This is a genomic window from Pseudoalteromonas sp. SG43-6 (assembly GCF_014164365.1).
GTDB lineage: Bacteria > Pseudomonadota > Gammaproteobacteria > Enterobacterales > Alteromonadaceae > Pseudoalteromonas > Pseudoalteromonas rhizosphaerae.
On sequence record NZ_JACJEZ010000050.1, the window covers coordinates 21,221 to 36,921 of the forward strand.

General features: G+C 41.2%; 13 protein-coding genes and 4 tRNA genes. 10 read left to right on the forward strand and 7 right to left on the reverse strand.

The window, feature by feature from the left end:
- Together H5201_RS18085 and H5201_RS18090 are read right to left on the reverse strand one after the other, a co-directional pair.
- Positions 1–486: a DUF4124 domain-containing protein gene (locus H5201_RS18085; RefSeq protein ID WP_310736256.1), complete on the reverse strand. Its 486-nt coding sequence runs from the start codon at positions 484–486 to the stop codon at positions 1–3.
- 108 nt (positions 487–594) lie between these two features.
- The gene (locus H5201_RS18090) at positions 595–3,867 is read right to left on the reverse strand and encodes a methyl-accepting chemotaxis protein (RefSeq protein ID WP_182740650.1); all 3,273 of its coding nucleotides are present in this window, start codon (positions 3,865–3,867) and stop codon (positions 595–597) included.
- 173 nt (positions 3,868–4,040) lie between these two features.
- Here H5201_RS18090 and H5201_RS18095 point away from each other — a divergent pair, with 173 nt between their 5' ends.
- A complete protein-coding gene (locus H5201_RS18095) occupies positions 4,041–5,459 on the forward strand; it encodes a mannose-1-phosphate guanylyltransferase/mannose-6-phosphate isomerase (protein ID WP_182740649.1) in 1,419 nt (472 codons plus the stop codon).
- Between the two features lie 6 nt (positions 5,460–5,465).
- Here the strand turns inward: H5201_RS18095 and H5201_RS18100 are convergent, their stop codons facing one another.
- The 4 genes from H5201_RS18100 to H5201_RS18115 form a co-directional block, all read right to left on the reverse strand.
- Positions 5,466–5,819: a 2OG-Fe(II) oxygenase gene (locus H5201_RS18100; RefSeq protein WP_182719316.1), complete on the reverse strand. Its 354-nt coding sequence runs from the start codon at positions 5,817–5,819 to the stop codon at positions 5,466–5,468.
- Positions 5,820–5,856: 37 nt separating this feature from the next.
- Positions 5,857–8,013 carry an ATP-binding protein gene (locus tag H5201_RS18105; protein ID WP_182785166.1) on the reverse strand — a complete coding sequence of 719 codons (2,157 nt, stop codon included), beginning with the start codon at positions 8,011–8,013 and terminating at the stop codon, positions 5,857–5,859.
- Between the two features lie 134 nt (positions 8,014–8,147).
- On the reverse strand, positions 8,148–8,804 hold the full coding sequence (locus H5201_RS18110) for a response regulator transcription factor (protein ID WP_149983340.1): 657 nt from the start codon (positions 8,802–8,804) through the stop codon (positions 8,148–8,150).
- Between the two features lie 226 nt (positions 8,805–9,030).
- Complete coding sequence (locus H5201_RS18115) at positions 9,031–9,402, reverse strand: histidine triad nucleotide-binding protein (RefSeq protein WP_149983339.1); 372 nt, start codon at positions 9,400–9,402, stop codon at positions 9,031–9,033.
- An 89-nt stretch (positions 9,403–9,491) separates the two neighbouring features.
- Between H5201_RS18115 and H5201_RS18120 the strand changes: the two genes are divergently transcribed.
- Entirely contained in the window at positions 9,492–10,130 is a 639-nt protein-coding gene (locus H5201_RS18120) for a DUF2057 family protein (RefSeq protein ID WP_149983338.1), read from the forward strand.
- A gap of 68 nt (positions 10,131–10,198) precedes the next feature.
- Here H5201_RS18120 and H5201_RS18125 read toward each other — a convergent pair whose 3' ends face one another.
- Complete coding sequence (locus H5201_RS18125) at positions 10,199–12,043, reverse strand: M1 family metallopeptidase (protein ID WP_182740885.1); 1,845 nt, start codon at positions 12,041–12,043, stop codon at positions 10,199–10,201.
- 143 nt (positions 12,044–12,186) lie between these two features.
- On the opposite strand from H5201_RS18125, the gene murB reads away from it, so the two are divergent.
- The 8 genes from murB to H5201_RS18165 all read left to right on the forward strand — a co-directional run.
- Positions 12,187–13,197 (forward strand): UDP-N-acetylmuramate dehydrogenase, encoded by a 1,011-nt coding sequence (murB, locus tag H5201_RS18130; protein WP_182719319.1) that lies wholly within the window; start codon positions 12,187–12,189, stop codon positions 13,195–13,197.
- The gene (gene birA / locus H5201_RS18135; RefSeq protein ID WP_149983335.1) at positions 13,194–14,186 is read left to right on the forward strand and encodes a bifunctional biotin--[acetyl-CoA-carboxylase] ligase/biotin operon repressor BirA; all 993 of its coding nucleotides are present in this window, start codon (positions 13,194–13,196) and stop codon (positions 14,184–14,186) included. Before murB ends, birA begins: the two co-directional genes overlap by 4 nt.
- Entirely contained in the window at positions 14,183–14,878 is a 696-nt protein-coding gene (locus H5201_RS18140) for a type III pantothenate kinase (protein WP_182719320.1), read from the forward strand. Before birA ends, H5201_RS18140 begins: the two co-directional genes overlap by 4 nt.
- A gap of 120 nt (positions 14,879–14,998) precedes the next feature.
- A tRNA-Thr gene (locus H5201_RS18145) sits at positions 14,999–15,074 on the forward strand.
- Between the two features lie 39 nt (positions 15,075–15,113).
- A tRNA-Tyr gene (locus H5201_RS18150) sits at positions 15,114–15,198 on the forward strand.
- Positions 15,199–15,243: 45 nt separating this feature from the next.
- Positions 15,244–15,318: transfer RNA gene (locus tag H5201_RS18155), tRNA-Gly, on the forward strand.
- A 12-nt stretch (positions 15,319–15,330) separates the two neighbouring features.
- Positions 15,331–15,406 (forward strand) — tRNA-Thr (locus tag H5201_RS18160).
- 134 nt (positions 15,407–15,540) lie between these two features.
- On the forward strand, positions 15,541–15,701 hold a 161-nt coding region (locus H5201_RS18165), incomplete at its 3' end, for a GTP-binding protein (RefSeq protein WP_246175643.1).

Below are 15,701 nucleotides of genomic sequence, written 5' to 3' on the forward strand. Positions count from 1 at the left end.
TTATTGGCTTAGTTGCGTTTTAAACGCTTTTAACGCATCAATTTGTTGCTGATACTGCTTTATTTTCGGCTCAATGCGTTGCTCAGCTTGTGCTGTTCGTTTTGCTATCGCATCAGCAATTGAGTTTGCACCCATTTTATTTGCAGAGTCTTGCGTCATATAGTTTATTTTGGTTTTTTGTTCTGCAAGAGTATCTTGAAGTTGCTTTATTTCTCGTTGATAAACTGCAATTTCACGATCAATTTTTTGCATCGCAACATAACTATCTACAGACGCCATGATATCTTTGCTTTGTTGCGTATTAGATGCTTGGGTCACATTAGTTGGTGGAATTTTTATTTCTTTAGCATCGTCACCACAAGGTAGTTGACTAAAGGTAGCCACGCCATCAACCGTGCATTGGTAAGCAGCCGTAGCCACAGCTGCTGGTGGTATCAGCATCGCTAAGGCACAAACCATTGTTAACTGAAGTTGTCGCAAGTACACTTATGAATCCCTAAATTTGCATTAAAATATCTAGTGCAGCTAGTTTATCAAGTTTGTTAATTTGAATCGCCAATTAATCGTTGCTATTTATTAGTGAATTTATTTTCCTTATAACGGTGCCTTTTGCAGTGAAAAATACCCGAGCAAGTGACGCATAGTGTTAGCTTGATCTGCCATTTGTTTTGCCGCAGCCATGGTTTCTTCAGTCATCGCTGAGTTTTCTTGGATCAAGGTTGTTAGACGTTGTACCACAATATCTACCTCTTTAATTGCCTGTTGTTGGGTAATCGAAGAGCTATTGATAGACACTATCATATGGTTAACATCAGCCACAGCGCTGACAATTTGCTTTAGTTTCTCACCTGATGAATTAGCAAGGGCGGTACCGTGACTAATTTTTTGGTTGCTGTTGCTTATTATAGTTTTAATTTGTTTCGCCGAGGTTGCGCTACGTCCAGCTAATTCTCTAACCTCATTGGCAACGACCGCAAACCCGCGACCATGCTCGCCAGCTCTGGCAGCTTCTACCGCTGCGTTGAGAGCTAATAAATTGGTTTGAAATGCTATTTCATCAATAACAGAGACAATTTCATTAATATCCTTACTGGAATTATTGACCTCAACAATGGCATGAACCGTTTGTATGGATAGCTCGCCCCCTTCGGTTGCGCTCATTTGAGCGTTTTCTGCAAGCTTAACCGCTTCGTTAGCTTGCTTAGCAATGGCTGCTATTTCATCCAGCATGTTACTGCTGCTGGCACTGGCTTCTTCTAAATTGGCTGCTTGCTCTTCAGTGCGTTGACTTATTTCGGTGTTACTCTCTGCTATCTCTGCGGCGCTTTGTGATACTCTTAAGGCAGAGTCTTGGATGCTGCTAATAACACTGGTAAGTTTTTCAATCGTTTGATTTACATCTGCTTTTAATGTAGCAAATACACCTTGGTAATCCTGCTGTACTTGTTGATTTAAATTGCCTTGAGCAAGCCCGCTTAATACCTTAGTTACCTCTGCGATTGCATCTGCGGTGATGGTCAAAGAACTGTTCACATCATTTTGCAGCTGCGCTAATTGGCCTTGCATGTTTGTCTCTAGTTGTTGATTAAAATCACCGCTACGCATAGCTGCCATAACGCGCGCGAGTTCAGCAATAACAATACTCAAATTGCTAATAGAGCTATTTACATCATCTTTAAGTACATTGAGTTGGCCATTCATATCGCTATCGATTGTCTGCTCGAAGTTACCTTTACTGATCGCCAGCATAACGTTTGATATTTCACTTACAGCAGTGTCTAAACCCATAATTGAGTTATTAATATTATGCTTTAAAGTTGATAATTGGCCATTGGCACTGCAATTTACTTGTTGTTTAAAGTTGCCAGCATTTACGGCTGCCATAACATCGTTAATATTTTTAATGATTAACGCGAGATTGTCGACGCTCGCGTTGATATCATTTTTAAGTGTGGCTAACTGGCCTTGTAGAGGTTGCTCAAGGTGTTGTGAAAAATCCCCATCGTGAAGTGCGCTCATTACGCGGCTGATATCACTTACCGCTCCGGCTAAACTGTGTACTGAATTATTCACACTGTTTTTTAATTGCGCCAAAGAGCCTTGTGCGGCTACCGTAACTTGTTGTTTAAAATCACCATGTTCAATATGGCTCATCACCCCGACAATTTCAGTAATGGTGCTATTTAGCGATTGCAGTGAGCCATTTATATTTTGTTTTAAGGTGGCCAACTGTCCCTGCATTGGGGTTGTTATTTGGCTATTAAAATTTCCTTGGCTCATCTCATCTATAATATGATTTAGTTCACTCATTGCTTGCTCTAGCGAGTCTGCGCAATTATTTGTGGCCTGTTTTAAGGAATCTAATTCGCCTTTGCAGGGCGCACTAATTCGGTGGTTAAATTCACCTGCGGCCATCTTATTCATAACCGTATTGGTTTGGGAAATAGAGCTTTGCAGCGCATCAAGCAGGCAATTAAAAGCGCTTGCCGATGAACCTATTTCATCATTCGAAAGCACTGGCGTTCGTACCGAAAAATCACCTTTTTGTTCAACGTGACGCATTGTGTCGACCAGTAATTGCACCGGGCGGGTCAGTGAACGAGCAAACCAAATAGCGACCAGAGTGATGGCAATAATCGATATGATTAAGGTGCTAACGAGAATCGTCGTTAAATGACTGACCGTGGCAAAAGCTTCGTTTTTATCTATTTCAGCCAGTAACGACCATTGCATGCCTAATACGTTAATGGGTTGATAAGACGACAGTACTAAGGAGCCACTATAATCGGTGATTACTTGCTGACCTTTTTTTCCTTGCTGAGCAAGCTCAGTTGCCAGCGTTTTTACTTTACCTATGCTTGGGTAGCGAAAAGAATTTACGACCGAATGGTTTTCGGGGTCGAGAAAGGAGTCAGAACGCATTAAAAAATCAGGTCCGACTAAATATGTTTCGCCACTTGAACCTAAGCCTGCCCGCTCAGTCATAATGACATTCAGGGCATCAATGGATAGTTGAAAAACCAAGGTGCTAGTATGTACGCCTTGCTTATAAATCGGGGTGGCGATAAAACTAGCTGGTGCATTATAAGATGGCAAATATTGCTGATAATCTACAAAGGTAATTTCATCTTCATTGATCATTTTTGCTTGTTTAAATGCCAATGCTAGGTTGCTATTAGCATAAGGTCCATCAAGTAAAGAGGTGGCAAAGTCAACTTCTTTGTAAACAGAGTAAATCACTTCAGCACTGCGATTGTCGATGATAAAGACATCATAAAAATCAAATTTTTGCGCAAAGTTTAGTAAAAAACTATGGTATTTGCTGTGTAGTAGATTGTAGTTATTGTCAGCACTTGCCTGTGCTAACTTTGCTTTCTCGCCAAGTGGATATGGATTATCTGCTAGGTATTGTGATTGCCAATATTTAGCTGTGGGCGAAAGTGTAGAAAGCAGCTCAGAAGTTGGTAATTTATCTTCGTTTTTAAGCCGGTATTTAGTATTAAAGTCATTGTGATAGTAATCTGCCAACTGTTGCTCTGCGGTGCTGTCGAGGGCGGTGGTATAGGGCTCTTTAAATGCACGGCTAAGTTCATCAGCTGCGGTGTGGAGTAAAGGGCTTTGTGCTAAAAATAATAATTGCGCATGTATATCGGCAAAATGCCTCTCAATGGCGCTTTTTTTAATTTCACTAACCGCTTCTAATTGAGCGTAAGTTTGTTTATTTAAAGCAGTCGCCGAGTTATACAGCGCAAGACTGATGGCAATCGTCAAGGGAATTAATGCAACGAGCAAAAAGGCAATAACAAGCTTTTTAGTCAAGCCGATATTACGTACAAAATCTCCGAATGAACGGGTTTGGTTAGCCATAACAACATCCTTATCAAAGCAAAGCTGTAAACCTAATACAGGTAATTAAGATTTAGTGTAGAACAGCTTGAATTAAAAGCGAGTCGATGACGAAAAATAGATTTTTTAGTTGCTGTAATGCACTCGCTATACTCTGTTAAACTATGGGCATTTCAAATTTAAGTGTATTTGCTATGAAAAAGTCCATTATTCCAGTTGTATTGGCCGGTGGTATCGGTTCGCGGTTATGGCCATTATCGCGCCAAGCTATGCCAAAACAGTTTTTACCTCTACTGGGAGATGAGTCATTATTGCAAAGCACCTTAAAGAGAGTCTCTGACTCATGTTTTACCGATCCGATCTTGGTTTGTAATGAGCAGCATCGCTTTATTGTCAGCAGCCAATGCCAGCAAATCGACGCTGTAACCATGGCGTTACTGTTAGAGCCTGATGGCAAAAATACTGCTCCCGCCATCGCATTGGCAGCACAATATGCATTACAGCAAGGGCTTGATAAACCTTTATTAGTGATGCCAGCCGATCATCATATTGATAACTTTGAGTTGTTAATAGAGCAACTTCCTGATGCGATAAGCTTGGCGCAACAGGGCAAATTAATTACCTTTGCGATTGAGCCAGACTCAGCCCATTGCGGTTACGGTTATATTAAAAATGGCACTAAAATAGCGGCTTCAAACTGCTATGAAGTTGATGAATTTAAAGAAAAGCCCAGTCTATTATTAGCACAGCAATATCTTGCCAGTGGCGAGTATAGCTGGAACAGTGGGATGTTTTTATTCACTCCTAGCGTATACCTTGCTGAACTTGAGCGTTTTGCACCAAAGATCGCCAGTTGCATTGCAGCAGCCGCCAATTTTAGTGGCGACTTAGGTTTTATCCGTGCCAATAATGAAGTCTTAAAAAACTGTCCAAGTGATTCAATCGACTATGCTATTTTAGAACGCAGCCCAAATGTGGCGGTGTTGCCTTTAGCGCTGAATTGGAATGATGTCGGCGGTTTTAATGCGCTATGGCAAAGTGCCGATAAAGACGAGCAAGGCAATAGCCTAAGCACAGATGACGTGGTTTTACATAGCCATAACAACTTACTCAGTGGTGAAGAAGGTCATAGCATCGCAGCTCTTGGGGTGAGTGATTTAGCGATTATTCACACCCATGATGCAACTTTAGTCGCGAGTAAAAGCCAGTTAGATCAGCTCCCGGAACTATTAAAGCAATTAGCCGTTAAGCACGACGATAAATTGATCCATCATCAAGCCGTGTATCGACCGTGGGGTAGTTACCGGGTGTTAATTGCAGGCACCGGCTTTAAAGTGAAAAAAATTATTGTCAGCCCTGCAGGCAAACTTTCAACACAGCGCCATCAGTACCGCGCTGAACATTGGGTTGTCGTCTCTGGCATTGCTGATGTACGTATTGATGGCGAAGCACGCACGCTTACTGCCGATCAATCTTGCTATATAGCCGCCGGTCATATTCACAGCCTAGCAAACACGCAAAATGAGCCACTGATCCTTATAGAAGTACAAACTGGCAGCATTTTAGATGAAACGGATATTGAACGTTTTGACGATCAGTATGGTAGAAAATAGTGAAGGTTAATCGCTTTTAACCCAGCCAATACTTAATATATAACGACTACCTTTTTCTATTTTGGTTACTGCATGCTGAGTTATATCGGGCCTAAATAGTTTTATACGCTTGCTTTGAAATAAGGTGTTTTCGCACATAAACTCACCGCCCAGTTGGGCGCGTTTAATAATGAGATTTAAACGAAAATGCTTACCTTTTTTTACTTTATCTGTATGGGGCTTTATTTCACTACCAACGGGAAACTTAATTAAATAAGTATCAAACTTTACTGGCCAATGGGCGCCACACAGAAGCATTTTGTCATAGCCCGAATCTTGCCTGCCACGCTGCCAGTGAAATAAATTTTTAAAAATAGCCATTGTATCTTTTCCTTATTACTTTAACTTCGCCAACTCGTCAACTCATTTGCTCCCTGACATACTTTAAATATTGCTCAAGGCTATTTTGCCACAGTACCAACGCTTCTGTGAGTGACTCTTTAAGCGGTTTGTTATCGAGTAAGCGTCGTTCTATTTTTTTTAACTCTATACCGTAGCGGTTAAAACCGAGCTGTAAAGCGGTACTTGCTTGGCGATGGAGCAGCTTGATACATTGTTCTTTATCTTCATCTAATAATTGCTGAGCACGGATCAGCTTGTTGCGTGCGGATAATACAAACTCGTTGTAAATAGACGAAATCTCGTCTTCACTAAAAGAGCTTTTTAATGTGTCTTCTGCGGTATTGTCATATAAAACATCACTCAGCTCAACGGCAATACTGGGTGCATGGCTGCTTTGTGAATCACTTAATGCTTGGCGTAATTTTTGTTGTTTAATTGGTTTACCAACAATGTCTTTTATTCCTAATGAGAAATACTCTTTGATTTCGTCAGGGCTTAAACTGGCAGTAAAGGCGAGTACTGGGGTACGTTGATTTTTATGCTCCATACCTTTGAGGGTTTTAAGTACTTCTTGGCCAGTCAGATCTGGCAGGTTCATGTCTAATAGCACAACATCAAAGTGGTACTCTTGCATCAGGTTAATAGCACTTTTACCATCGCGGGCGAGCTTGATTTTATGCTCATCATCAGCCATAAATTCTATGGCTATTTTTTGATTTAAATCTAAATCCTCGACCAGTAATACATCTAATCCAGTTAAATAATCTTTTGATTGATGGCGCTGTTCAACAAGGCTGAGTTCGCCAAGCACAAGCGTGATATCAAAGCTAAACGAACTGCCTTTATCTAACTCACTGGTAATATCAAGTTGGGAGCCCAGTTTGGCTAGTAGGCGGCTGGTGATAGCAAGGCCTAGGCCTGTTCCGCCTTTTTCTTTACCTGCGCTACTTTGTACGTATGGCTCTGTAAGGTATTCTATTTCATCATCTTCAATGCCAGGCCCCGAGTCAATTACACTAATACGAATATGATGTTCAAGTTGGCGCTCCTCTAATAACTCTACGCGAATTTTAACTTCACCTTTGTCGGTAAATTTAATCGCATTACCAACGAGGTTAATGATGATTTGCCGAAGTTTTTGTTGGTCGCAGTAATAACAAGCTTGCTCTGGGAGGTTATAAATTAACTCAAACTTTAAGCGTTTCTGCTCAGCTAGTGGGCTAAGTAATAAACATAAGTTATGCAACCAGGTTTTAAATTCTACGTCTTCCTCATAGAGCGCTTCGTTGTGTTGGTCTAGGCTGGCGTAATCAAGTACTTTATCAACCAATAAGTTAAGTGATTCTGCAGAGTTTATAATGGCTTCGCAGTAAGGTTTATCACGGGGATCGGTTGATTGATTCAAAATTAGTTGTGCGCTACCTAAAATACCATTGAGGGGGGTGCGAATTTCATGGCTAATAGTTGATAAGAATAGCCCGCGAATTTCTAAATCTTTTTGCGCTTTGCTCGTTAGTTGGTTGAGATTTTGCTCTCTACGCTCATTACACAGTAACGCCATTCCAGTGGTATAAAATATTGGCGCAATCACACCATTGATCAATAACGTAATGGTAAACCAGTTTTCTTTCAGTAGTGTTAGGTTGTTCACACCTTCCATTAAAAAAACTCGCCCAGTAAAAATACAGCTGATAATCGTAAGGATCAAAATATAGACGATGCTACCGTTAGGGTAAGGTTTGCGCGCAAAGCGAATAAATAAATAAAGTAAGAAAAATGCTTCGCTTATATGCTGTAAATCAGAGGCCAGCATACGATTACGTAGGTTAGAGTCAACTACGGTAAAGTACATTAGCAACGCTCCGCAAAATAAGGTTGCTAATACAAAAAACCGAAACTCTTTGCCGCGATAACCTAAAAATTGGCTGATTGTTAACGCATGAATGATGGATGCGCTAAACCATAAACTATTTGCAAGTACAATAGTGGCGGTGCTATCGAAATGACCATGTAAGGCAAAGCTCATCAAGGCAATAAATAGCACTAAAGGATAAAGAATATATAACACTGTGCCTGGAGTGTTTTTGTTGGCGCGCCAAGTTAAAAAATTGAGTAATGCCATGACGACCATCATGGCGGCGCTGGCAGAGTAGAGCGTGAGGGAGTCGAGCATTCATATTCCAAGCAGATCGAGGTGACGAGTTTAGAATAATGGCAATTGCGTTTGTTAGCAAATATCGCGCTCTTGAATAAACAAAAAACAGGCACAAAGTACCTGTTTTTAATATTAAAATAAGAGTTGCTAGGCTAGCGAATTTCGTCAGGAATATTTTGTTGTGCCCACGATAATAATTCAATACGATTACGACATTTTGTCTTTCTAAATGCGCTGTATAAATGAGTTTTTACCGTGTGTGGACTAATGCTTAACGCTTCAGCTATTTCTTTATTTTTAGAACCATTACTCATCAAAGAGATTATTGCTTTTTCACGCTTAGTTAATTTTACTGGTTCAATATCACCGTCAGTAAGTTTATGTAATGCGTCTTTATTAAATTGCAGCATACGGTTTAACGCGTTGCACATGATATCACGACGATACCACAGCTGGTCTTCCAGTAATAAACGAATGCCTTTCATTAGCACATCAGCGTTGTCGGTAGTATAAAAAACCCCCCGAATACCGCTCAGCAATGCGCGATTAGCAAGTTCTGGATTTTCGTCTAAGTTGAATAATACGATATCGCATTTAACTCGTAGGTTGACCAGTTGCTCTTTCAATTTACCCCAAGCGTCTTGGCTTGATGTTTCGATAAACAATAAGCGCGTTCCCTCAGGAACTTCAGATATGTTTGTTCCGTTAGTAACATTGAGCCCTTGGGTTTTTAATAAAGGCTCTAATACATTAATACCAATTGTATTAATTGGCTCTAGATCTAGTAACAAAAAGGCTGTACTACTCATACTTATATACTCTTGAATAAAGTTGACCAATCAATCCTAACATGCAACCCGCTCCTTTTGTATTAGAAATTTATTACTTGGGGGTAAGATATGCATAGTTTTATAACGTTTTTCGTATTTTTCACAAAGGAAAAATTTAAAAATAACTGTAAATGATTGAAATTAATATAAAATAATATTTTTTCCAAAGTTGGTGTTTTTTTACAAATATTTACAGTAAACCAGTTTAAATTAAACCTTTTGTCTTATCTTGATAAGGAGGCCATCCCATTATTTTACCAGCTAGCATATGTAAATGGATATGATAAACAGTTTGCCCGCCATGTTCATTGCAATTCATTACCACGCGGAAACCATCCTCTGCAAAGCCTTGTTGTTTGGCTATTTTCGCAGCTACCACATACAGGTGGCCAACAATTGGCGCATCTTGCTCAGTAATATCATTGATGGTCGCAATCGCTTTTTTCGGGATAATCAGCACGTGAAAAGGGGCTTGAGGGTTGATATCTCTAAACGCTAAACTAAGCTCATCTTCGTAGATGATATCAGCTGGGATCTCGCGGTTAATAATTTTAGTAAAAATAGTTTCTTGGCTCATTTAAAGGGCTCTTTGTCGGTTGTACTAAAGTCACTAATGACAAACTTTGCCTGCAGTGTCAAACTGAAATCAAACAACAAGGAGCTATTATGCGTAAACAGATATTATTAAGCGGTATTGTGTCATTATTTTTGAGTGCGACAAGTGTGGCTGAAACCGTTAATTTTCCTGAAGAAATAGTCCCATTACAAGTGGGCGATAAGAAAATTGAACATTCATTTTTCAATCGTGTTGATGAAATCGAACTAGTTCCTGGCGTATATCAGGTCAAACTTAAATACACCGATCTGTACGAGCAAGGTTACGATGAGCATCAAGTTATCGACTCAGAACCATTTTGGGTGACGATGACCATTGCTGCTAATACAGATTATGATGTGGTGTTTAACCGTGCTGATAATGCGGTAGCAGCAGAAGTTTTTGCAGAAGCGCCGCAAGTGAGCTTACAAGCAAAAGGAGCGTCATTAGGCACGCCACTGGCTATTATAGCTGAGCCTGATTTGACAAGTAGTGCCAGCTCTCAAGTTGCGACAGTGCAAGTAGCGCCAACAGCAGCATCAACAACCAGAGCTGCACCTAATGCTGCTAATTTACAAGCTCCAGTTTCTCGCCCTGCACCTAATGCAGGTAATGCGCCTAGTGCTGCCGCCATGTTAGATTTTTGGTGGCAACAAGCCAGTGCTCAAGAGCAGCAAGCTTTCATTGATAAAGTCACTAAAAATAAATAGCGCTGATTAAAATAGATAGCAAAAAGGGCGAATAAATCGCCCTTTTTTAATTTTGAGTTATTTAGCTATTACTTAGCAAACAAGTCGTCAATAGTACCTTGCGCAAGTGGGTGGTAACCCGGGCGCGCTTTTAGGTATACGTCATGTGCCCATTCACGTTTACCATTAGTAATTAGAGCTTTGTATAACGGCACGATTAACTTGCGACGGCCAATACCTGATAAGTGTTTATCAAGTGCTGGATAGATAGGTTGATAGCCATTGCCAACCGCAAGCATAAACCAAGCAAAAGCACGCTCTGCGTTAGTTGATTGTGTAAGATTGAACTCACTGTCTAGCATCGCCATTTTATCTAGGCTTAAATCACGTGGTAAGTTATTTAAAAAGTGTAACCACTCATGCACAGTCCAATTTGCCGTAGGAAGTTGTGCGGCTGTTGTTTCACCTTTTAACCATGCTGCAGTTGCACTATCTACTTTATCGAATGCATCTGAGGTTGGGTTTGGTGCATCGCTCGGTAAGCCAGGCTGAAAAATCCACTCGTTTACTTTATCCATGCTAACAACACCTGGATACTGTTCAATTAAGTTCGCTTTTAAGTAAGTAACAAACTCTGCGGTGGTCAAAGATTTGAATGAAAACTCTTTAAAATAGGCTTTTACAAATGGGTCGAACTTGTCGCGACCATACTTGTTTTCAAGGTAAATTAAGAATAGCTGGCCTTTAGTATATGGCACTGAGCTGAATGCATCGTCCGGATCGCGGCCATTAAGTTTTAAGTTAAGGCGAGTATCTGGCGCTGCAATAGTTTTAAGTTGAGCACGCAGGCCTGCAGCGTCAAGCGCTTGCTCCATAACCGCACGGTCACGACCATAAACTTCTTCCATAATACGGTTTTCAACGTACGAGGTAAAACCTTCATTCAGCCATAAGTCTTCCCATGTAGCATTGGTTACTAAGTTGCCAGACCAAGAGTGAGCAAGCTCATGAGCGATTAAGTTAACTAAGCTTTTATCGCCAGCAACAACCGTTGGAGTGATAAACGACAGGCGTGGATTCTCCATGCCACCGAAAGGAAAGCTCGGCGGTAACATTAAGAGGTCATAACGGCCCCAAGCATATTCACCGTACATGGTACTTGTTTTATCGATCATCGCTTGCGTGTCTTCAAATTCAGCAACTGATGCATCTAAAATGGTTGGTTCAGCAAAAATGCCGGTTTGGCGTGACATAGCTTTAAATTCTAGATTACCAGCGCCAATCGCAATTAAGTAAGGAGAGATTGCTTGAGGCATATCAAAAATGTAATCGCCATCTTTATAAAGTGCATCTTTGTTGTCAGCACTCATCACCGCACGAACATCTTTAGGTGTATGAATACGTGCCGAGTAAGTTACACGCATCGCTGGTGTATCTTGTACTGGGATCCAACTACGAGCATGAATTGCTTGCGATTGGCTGTACATAAACGGATGAGTTTTACTGGCTGTTTGCTCAGGTGTTAACCATTGTAAGCCTGATGCTTCTGGGCGACTATTGTAGTAAATGCGTACTTTTGCTGCTTGGTTTTTAAAAGTAATAGTTAACTTTGAGCCTTTAACATCATCACGTGCAGCAAGGGTAAATTTTGCTTTATGCCAGCCACCAGTTTGATCTTGATACATTACTTTATCAATATCTAAGTCACGGGTATCAAGTACCAATGTTTTGCTGTCGGCATTTTGCCATTGTAACGTATGCTCAACAAAACCTTCTAACTGCTTGTCGGCAAAATCAACGTCTAAATCAAGATTTAAGTGTGTGGTAATAACATCATCAAGATTAGCATAGGAATTTTGATCAATGGCACTGGCCATTGCTTGAGAGCACATACCTGCCATTGCGAGGCTTAAAAAAAGTGGTTTAAGTTTCATATTGACCCTGGACGGAAATAAAAAGTGCAGGTTTTATATCATGATTGACCATCAGGGTTGAGCAATTTTTACAATCTGATGCGCGTTTTGCGACGATAGGTTACACTATTGCGATTAGTGACAATTAACCTTTGGGGCATTTTGTGGCTCTCTCTTTGCAAGCTTTTCATACATTTTCTTTACCGAGCCAGTGTTCACAACTGTGCGAAATCACTGACCTTACACAATTACAGCTACTGACGTTTGATAGCCCTTTTTGCATTTTAGGTGAAGGTAGTAACACGGTATTTTTAAGCGATTATCAAGGCACTGTAATTAAAATGGCGACTACCGGTATCGCCATCATTGAACGCGACAATGATTACTTACTTGAAGTTGCTGCAGGAGAAAACTGGCATCAGCTTGTTGCATATACGCTCAAACAAGGGATGCCTGGGCTTGAAAATCTTGCTTTGATCCCCGGCACAGTTGGCGCAGCACCGGTACAAAATATTGGTGCCTATGGTGTAGAGCTGGCAAAATTTATTGAATACGTAGAATATTTTGATATCGCCACTAAGCAGCTCATCCGCCTTAGTTGTCAACAATGCGAGTTTGGCTATCGAGAGTCTATTTTTAAGCATCAATTAAAAAATAAAGCAGTGATCACTTGTGTTGCATTGGCATTACCAAAACTTTGGCAGCCAGAGTTAAGCTACGGTCCTTTACAACAGCTTCAGTCGGTAACGGCGCAGACGGTTTTTGAGCAAGTGATTAAAACTCGTAACAGCAAATTACCGGATCCTTACATACTTGCCAATGCCGGAAGCTTTTTTAAAAACCCAATTATAGAAAACCAGTTACTTAGCGAATTGCTCGTCGCGCATCCGCAGTTGCCTCATTATTACTATGATGAACACCACCATAAAGTAGCTGCCGGTTGGTTAATAGAACAAGCAGGGTTAAAAGGATACCGTATCGCAGGAATTGAAGTGCATCAGCAACAAGCATTAGTTTTAGTTAATTATGGTGGCAGTGAAGGCAGTGACCTAATTAAAATGATTCAACATATCCAGCAGCAAATATGGCAACGTTATCAAATAAGCTTACAGCACGAAGTTCGCTTGATGAATAATGATACTGAATGCCATATCGGTTTAGGGGAGTTAGCATGAAGGCGCCGGATGGTAATAAATTAGCAATCTTAAATGCGCTCAATCAGGGTGGCTTTATCTCTGGGCAATTACTTGGTGAGCAACTTGGCATTAGTCGCGCCGCAGTGAGTAAACATATGCAAAGTTTACAAGCGATGGGGCTGGATATTTTTAAAGTTAGCGGTAAGGGTTATAGCCTTAATAACTCCGTGGGCTTGTTAGAGCAAAATAAGATCCAGCAATATTATCAAGGTTTGAACGCCAGTACGGCACATATCGAAGTGCATCCGATCATTGATTCGACCAACAGTGAGTTAATGCGCCGTATTGCGGCTAAACAAACACTGGATTCAGGCACTGTCGTCGTCGCGGAAATGCAGCAAGCAGGGCGTGGGCGACGCGGACGCGTTTGGCAGTCTCCATTTGGTGCGAACTTGTATTATAGTTATTTCTGGCGCTTAGATGACGGGCTGCAAGCCGCAATGGGTATGTCTATCGCAGTAGGCTTAGCTGTTTACGATACGTTAAAAGCACTGTATCAGTTAGATATTGAACTCAAGTGGCCAAACGACATTTATCTTAATAAAGAAAAGCTCGCAGGTGTTTTGGTCGAATTAGATGGTCAGCCACAAGGGCCATGCCAGCTCGTGATAGGTATTGGTATTAATTTGCAAATGCCCACAAGCTACAGCCAGCAAATCGACCAAGCGTGGACTGATTTGAGCCAACATAGCCAACAGATTGATAAAAATCAGCTGGTGGCACATTTAACATACCACCTTGAGCAACGATTAGCGCAGTACAGTCAAACTGGCTTGCATGACATGTATCAGCAGTGGAACGAACTCAACGCCTTTGCAGGACAGTGTGTGGAGTTAAATACCGGGCATAGAAGCTGGCGCGGTATCTGTGAAGGCATAGATCCACAAGGTGGTATTCGTATTCGCCAAGATGGTGAGGTTAAAAGCTATTACGGTGGTGAAATTTCACTACGCAAGGCAGTTCAATGAGATTATTAATCGATGTAGGTAATACAGCACTTAAAGCAGCGCTATGCCAGCAAGGCGAAATCAAGCCGTGTGATGTTAGTGCGCTACCTTGGCGGAAAATTAACGAGCTGGTTTATGCAAGTGTTGGTAAAAATGAGCAACTCAATGGACTATTAGCACAAGCATCGGCATTTCAGGTGCCATGTTTTGAAGCGAAAGTGACTAAACAATTGAGTAACCTTAGCTGTGCGTATCAACAATTTAGTAATTTAGGTATTGATCGCTGGCTTGGTTTAATTGCTGCTTTTCAATTATGGCCGCAACAAGATTGCATCGTGATAGACACAGGCACAGCCACAACAATTGATGTACTTACAGCACAAGGACAACATTTGGGAGGTTGGATATTACCTGGCCTTGATCTCATGACACGCTCATTAACACAGAATACGCAGCGTGTTTTTGATGATGCCAACACGCCTTTTGCGAATGAGCTGGGTGTAAACACACCTAATGGTTTAAAAAATGGCGCGCTAGTGGCAACCTTAGGGGCTGTTGAACAAGCAAAATTACATTTAACCAATAAAAAACCTCAACTAATTTTTGCTGGTGGCTATGGTGCATTATTGAAAGCGCAATTTTTAGACGCGATTTATGATCCGCAATTAGTGATGAAGGGGCTCAATTACTGGTATGAATTGAGCAAAAATTAACAAAAACAGGCTGTTTTGCCTGATTTGTGAGCGTTCGGCACATAAAATCACATTTTTTTTAATTTTCTTGTTGCATCACCACCAACCTTCCTCTAATATCTCGCCCCGTACTAAAGCAGTGCCGACTTAGCTCAGCTGGTAGAGCAACTGACTTGTAATCAGTAGGTCAACCGTTCGACTCGGTTAGTCGGCACCACTTTCCTTTTACCGAAAGTGTTTAGTAAAGAATTATCGTGGAGGGGTTCCCGAGCGGCCAAAGGGATCAGACTGTAAATCTGACGGCTCAGCCTTCGCTGGTTCGAATCCAGCTCCCTCCACCACTTTATTCTTGACGGTTAGAGGTAGTTTAAGAACAGGTTGCTAACGCGGGCATCGTATAATGGCTATTACCTCAGCCTTCCAAGCTGATGATGCGGGTTCGATTCCCGCTGCCCGCTCCAGTTTCTGGTGTTGCTGATATAGCTCAGTTGGTAGAGCGCACCCTTGGTAAGGGTGAGGTCGGCAGTTCAACTCTGCCTATCAGCACCAGTCTTAGAATCTTCTTGATTACTTCCTTTATCTGTCAGAAAATACTATTTGAAATTTGAAAAATTTAACTTAATCTACCTCTGGTGGATTATTTTCATATGTAATCTAGATACACAAAACTGATAGGTTCCGTCATGGCAAAAGCAAAGTTTGAACGCGTAAAACCGCACGTAAACGTAGGTACAATCGGCCACGTTGACCACGGTAAAACTACCCTAACTGCAGCAATCACTAACGTACTTGCAAAAGTATACGGCGGTGTTGCTAAAGATTTCGCATCAATCGATAACGCTCC